Here is a 4952-nt window from a genome sequence, read left to right on the forward strand (position 1 = left end):
CGGTCCAGCCCCATTGCTGCGCGAACTTGAAGAGCAGGGCGATCATGTCGCGATAGTGCGTCAGCGTCTTGCGGCTCTTCGGCGCCGGCCAGCAAGTCCGAGGTGCCCGGCAAGCGGAAGCGGCCGGGCCGCAAGGCGACCCGCCCTGCCCCGGCCAAGCCGGCGCCGAAGAGCCGCAAGACGCTGAAGCACTATCGCGACATGATCGCCCTGCTCTTCAAGTTCGCGCAGCAATGGGGCTGGACCGGGAGCAACCCGGTCGATGGCGTGAACCGGATCACCAAGATCCGGAACGAGCGGACCCGCTTCCTGAGCGATGAGGAGCGCCAGGCTCTGCTGGCCGCCTGCAAGGCGAGCGAGAACGAGCAGCTCTACCCGGTCGTCGTCTTTGCCATTTCGACGGGGGCGCGAAAGAGCGAGATCCTCGGCCTCACCTTCAACGACATCGATCTGAAGCGCGGCATTGCGATCCTGCGCGATACGAAGAATGGCGAGACACGCTCGGTGCCGATCGTGAAAAGCCTCGGCGAGCTCCTCACGGCGCATCTCGCGAAGATCAAGGCGCGCTACAAGGAGATGGAGACGCCGCCTACCAAGCCCTGGGTGTTTCCGAGGGCGGATGGGCAGGCGCCGATCGACATCCGGACGAGCTGGGAAACCGCGCGGATCGCGGCCAAGCTCTCGGACTTCCGTTTCCACGATTTGCGGCATTCAACGGCGAGCTATCTCGCCATGAACGGCGCAAGCCTCGTCGAAATCGCGGATGTGCTTGGCCACAAGACGCTCCAGATGGTGAAGCGCTACGCGCATCTGTCCGAAAGCCATGTGAAGGAGCTCGTCGAGCGGGTGAACGACAAGATCCTGCCGGCGCAACTCTGACGCGCTTCCCAATCAGCCTGCAGGAGATGGTCGTCGAGAAGCGGCTGACAATCCTGATCGAGTATCGATCTTTTTTATGTCGGAAAACATGCCTGAGAGAAGGCGACTTCAACAAGGGCGCATCCGCGTGCCTGACTGTTCTGCTTAACGCCCGAATGTCGCCGCACAGGTCTGAGCCCTTGTGACCGCGAGATCCCGAAAGCGTTCAAGCGCGGCTTGATCGAGCCTCTGGTCGGATAATGCGCCGGCAACGTTTCCTCCCTGGGCGATCACCCGTTCGCTGATTTCCGCGACCCGGCGGCGGATCAGCGGCAGGCCGAGGCCTGCATCGGCGGCGAAGGCTCCCCACCCTCGCGCATCCAGTTCCGCCAGCGTCGAGCGTTTGCCGATCTTCATGGCGAACTTCGGCGACAGTTCCGGATAGGCGACCGTCGCCAGCAGATCATAAAGCGGGGCGAGGCGTGGGCCTTCGTCGCTGTAGAGGATCGAAAAATTCTTGCCGTGCGCGTCGGCATTTCCCGCGATCGCATTGAAGATCACGGCATCGAGGAGCTTCAGGACGTCGACGGCAGGCCGCTCGGCGATACGCCGCAGGAGTTCGAAGCAATCCCTGAAGGTCGGCCCGCCCTCGCTCGCGTATTTGGTTTCCGGCGGCACTCCCAGCGCCTGGCAGAAGTCCTCCTGATGGATACGACGCACCTGTCCACTCGTGCCGACGGCGCGGTCGTAGCGCTCGACGAGGAGGAATGTTCGCTCCCGAACGACGCGAGGCTGGACGGGCGCGACATCGAGGCCGATCTCGGCGGCGAGGCGCATCACGAAAGCCTCGTTTTCGGTCGTGGCCGCAAAACGGGCAATCGGCGGCTTCAGGATGTGAGTCGTCGGCTGGCCCGGCGCCGGCAACGCCACCGCGCCATCCACGAGAATGACAGGCACTTTCGATTGCGCCCCGGCGAGAGAAAGCCGGAGCCCCTCCTCGCCCGCGAGCAGGGGGCGGGCGGGCAACGCATCCAGCACCCGGATCACGCCGTCATCATCGAGCGGGATTGGCCGCTGACGAAGGGCGGGCGCGGTCGGCGTTTCGCCGGGCGGGAGAAGCTGAAGCGCACCGGCAACATCGCCGCCGAGGCGATCGAGCAGCGCGAAATCATTGCCGCGAGAAACGCCGAGCGCCTGTGCGGCGGCGTCGCGTTGGCTTTCTTCCGGCAGGAGCCCGCCGAAGAACGGACGGCACTCGCGACGGGTGAAAGGCTCCGCCCGCTTCGGCAGCGAGGCGGACAAGGGCGGTGCACGTTCATCGTCGAGCCATGCCGACGCGTAGGCGAAGCCCAGTTCCCCGTGCTGGTTCTGCGTCAGCTGGCCAACGATCCGCCCCTCCCACCAGATATCCAGGGTGCGCATCATGCCTTCCCTGCTCCTTTGGATTCTGGAGGCGGCGTGATATCGACTGAGCATCCAAGCGCGGCCAGGACCTGAAGCGTCTTGCCGATCTGCGCGGTCGGTTTGCCTGCTTCGAGATCGACGATGAAGCGCAGGCCGACGCCGGCGGCGCCCGCGAGCTCGTCTTGCCGCAGGCCAGCGGCCTTGCGGGCGGTTCGAACGATGTTGCCAATCTCGACAGTGGTGATGGTTCGTCTTGCCATAATCTTTACCGTTCGGGAAAGATAACACGGCTTTCGATGGGCGTCGACAAAATATTTACTGATCGGGAAATTTCGTCCCAAGGAGGGGCTCTGCTCGATGAAACTGAGCCGATCGGGAAAGCGGATGTCCAGTCGCCAGCGCCCCTAACCCGTGTCGCCCGCACCATGACGCCGAGCGGCGACATCGATACGATCCTGCGTGCGCAACTCTGATCTCCCCTCCAGAATCGTTTACCAAGCACCAATCGAACATAAAATAAGATTGATTTTTGCGGATTTTCTGCAATTATGGCCTCAAGATAGAGGTCCAAACCCATGTTGCTCGAGTTCCGCGTCTCCAACTTCCGGTCGTTCCGCGACGAAGCGGCCCTGTCGCTTGTCGCGTCGACCGACAAGGATCACCCGGACAATCTCCTGGAAACGGGACTTCCCGGGATTCCGTCGGCCCTGCGTTCGATCGGCATCTACGGGGCCAATGCCAGCGGCAAGTCCAACCTCGTCCGCGGTCTCCAGTTCATGCGCGCCGTCATCCTTGAATCGGCGTTGCTCCAGCCTGGCGCGCAGTATCGCGTCCAGCCGTTCCGGCTTGATCCGGCAACGGAGGGCGCGCCGACGACCTTCGAGGCGACTTTCCTGAAGGACGGCGTCCGCTACCAGTATGGGTTCGATTTACGGCCAGACCGGATCGTCGGGGAATGGCTCATCGTTTACAAGACAAAGCAGCCGCAGGTGTGGTTCCGGCGGAGTTTTGACGCGACCACAGGCAAGGATGCGTACAAGTTCGGGACGCACCTTCATGGGGCCCGGCACATCTGGCGCGAGGCGACCCGGCCGAACTCGCTTTATCTGTCGACGGCCGTCCAGCTGAACAGCGACCTGCTCAAACCATTGTTTGACTGGTTCAGCCGCGATCTCGTGGTGATCGGGGCATCCGAAGCCATCCTGCCGATCCTCACGGTGAACCATATCCGCCAAACCGATGCGACATCGGTCGTTCGGTTCCTCGAAACGGCGGATATCGGCATCGCGGACATCAAGGTCGTTCCGAAGAAGGGGTTTCAGCAATCGATCCATGTCGATCTGGCGACGGGCCGCATGAATCCGAGCCATTCGGAGACAGAGGTCCTGGTTCCGGAGTTCCGGCACAGCTCCGGCGAGCGCTCGGCGGTTTTCACGCTGGAAGATGAATCGGATGGCACGCAGAAGCTCTTCGCTTTGGCTGGCCCCCTGTTCGAAATCCTTGCAAACGGTCGGGTTCTGGTTGTCGACGAGCTGGATCGCAGCCTTCATGCGCTGCTTGTCCGCAAACTGGTCGAGATGTTCCATGGCGCATCGAATCCGAAGGGCGCACAGATCATCTTCACCACGCATGACACGACGCTGCTGTCGGCCGATCTCCTGCGACGCGATCAGATCTGGTTCACCGAAAAGGGCGCGGATCAGGCATCGCGGCTCTTCCCGCTGACGGATTTCTCGCCCCGCAAGGGACAGGCGATCGAGAAAGGCTATCTCGAAGGGCGCTTTGGCGCAGTGCCGATCCTCGGCGAGCTGAAGGCCTGACGGATGGCGGGCCGTATCCAGCGTGGCCGTGATATGAAGCGACAGAAAGCGGTACGGCCGCCCTACGATCGCGTTCTGATCGTGTGCGAAGGCGAAAAGACGGAGCCGAACTATTTCGGGGAAATCCGGGTCGCACAGCGCTTGTCGACGGCCCATGTTCGGGTCTGCCACAGCGCGCTAGGAACGGAACCGCAGCAGATCGTTGAATTCGCCGAGGCCGAGTTCCGCAAAACGAGGGCTTACGAGCGGGTCTATGTCGTCTTCGACCGTGACGAGCATCGGACTTATGCGAACGCCCTTGCGATGGCCGCGGCGCGCGACAAGACGATCCGCAATGACGAGGGCAAAATGGTCCCGTTCGAGGCGACGGTCTCGGTGCCGTGTTTCGAGGCCTGGCTCCTGATGCATTTCGCCGAATGCCAGGGCGCGCTTCACCGGCGCGACGCCTATGACCGACTGCGCGCCCATATCGCCGGCTACGACAAGGGATATTCAGGGGCCTACGCGGCGACCATGGCGCAGTTTGGATTGGCCTCAACGCGGGCCGCACGGCTCCGGGAGCGCTTCTCCCGCCTTCCGGGCGATGACGTCTACACCGATGTCGACCTGCTCGTGTCGCATCTCCTCGCCCAGATAGCCTGAGCGCACTGATCAAAGCGATGGGTGAAACCGGGCCGCCGCAGCCCTGCGGGTGCGGGACGCTCCTTCGTCGTTGATGGCCCTGGCGGCACGACAGTGACGGTCAAGGTCGCCCATGTGAGGCTCTGCCACAGTCGGATGTTCTTCATCCGAGCCTATATGCGCGAGAGCCAGGAGATGGTGTTCGATGCCCATGATCGAGCCTTCACCTTCTTCAAGGGAACCTGTCAG

5 protein-coding genes and 1 pseudogene are annotated in these 4952 nt (G+C 62.7%); 4 read left to right on the forward strand and 2 right to left on the reverse strand.

What is annotated here, in order from left to right; translation table 11 throughout:
• The first annotated feature begins 102 nt into the window (after positions 1 to 102).
• Positions 103 to 879, forward strand: coding sequence for a site-specific integrase (locus tag ACKODO_RS01485; protein WP_408981689.1), 777 nt, complete (start codon positions 103 to 105; stop codon positions 877 to 879).
• Between the two features lie 144 nt (positions 880 to 1023).
• On the opposite strand, the gene ACKODO_RS01490 is transcribed toward ACKODO_RS01485, so the two are convergent.
• Together ACKODO_RS01490 and ACKODO_RS01495 are read right to left on the reverse strand one after the other, a co-directional pair.
• Positions 1024 to 2283, reverse strand: coding sequence for a type II toxin-antitoxin system HipA family toxin (locus tag ACKODO_RS01490; RefSeq protein WP_408981690.1), 1260 nt, complete (start codon positions 2281 to 2283; stop codon positions 1024 to 1026).
• Positions 2280 to 2522 (reverse strand): helix-turn-helix transcriptional regulator, encoded by a 243-nt coding sequence (locus ACKODO_RS01495; RefSeq protein ID WP_408981693.1) that lies wholly within the window; start codon positions 2520 to 2522, stop codon positions 2280 to 2282. Before ACKODO_RS01495 ends, ACKODO_RS01490 begins: the two co-directional genes overlap by 4 nt.
• A 315-nt stretch (positions 2523 to 2837) precedes the next feature.
• Between ACKODO_RS01495 and ACKODO_RS01500 the strand changes: the two genes are divergently transcribed.
• From ACKODO_RS01500 to ACKODO_RS01510, 3 genes and pseudogenes are all read left to right on the forward strand, one after another.
• The gene (locus tag ACKODO_RS01500) at positions 2838 to 4082 is read left to right on the forward strand and encodes an AAA family ATPase (RefSeq protein WP_408981691.1); all 1245 of its coding nucleotides are present in this window, start codon (positions 2838 to 2840) and stop codon (positions 4080 to 4082) included.
• A gap of 3 nt (positions 4083 to 4085) precedes the next feature.
• Positions 4086 to 4724 (forward strand): RloB family protein, encoded by a 639-nt coding sequence (locus ACKODO_RS01505; protein ID WP_408981692.1) that lies wholly within the window; start codon positions 4086 to 4088, stop codon positions 4722 to 4724.
• An 84-nt stretch (positions 4725 to 4808) separates the two neighbouring features.
• Positions 4809 to 4952: pseudogene (locus tag ACKODO_RS01510) on the forward strand (IS21 family transposase); the annotation flags it as partial.

It is taken from the genome of Rhabdaerophilum sp. (assembly GCF_046092605.1).
Taxonomy (GTDB): Bacteria; Pseudomonadota; Alphaproteobacteria; order Rhizobiales; family Beijerinckiaceae; genus Rhabdaerophilum.

Bases quoted from the DNA above. Each gene is read 5' to 3' on its own strand.
- ACKODO_RS01490 (WP_408981690.1), bottom strand. From the start codon at position 2,283: ATGATGCGCACCCTGGATATCTGGTGGGAGGGGCGGATCGTTGGCCAG.
- ACKODO_RS01495 (WP_408981693.1), bottom strand. From the start codon at position 2,522: ATGGCAAGACGAACCATCACCACTGTCGAGATTGGCAACATCGTTCGA.
- ACKODO_RS01500 (WP_408981691.1), top strand. From the start codon at position 2,838: ATGTTGCTCGAGTTCCGCGTCTCCAACTTCCGGTCGTTCCGCGACGAA.
- ACKODO_RS01505 (WP_408981692.1), top strand. From the start codon at position 4,086: ATGGCGGGCCGTATCCAGCGTGGCCGTGATATGAAGCGACAGAAAGCG.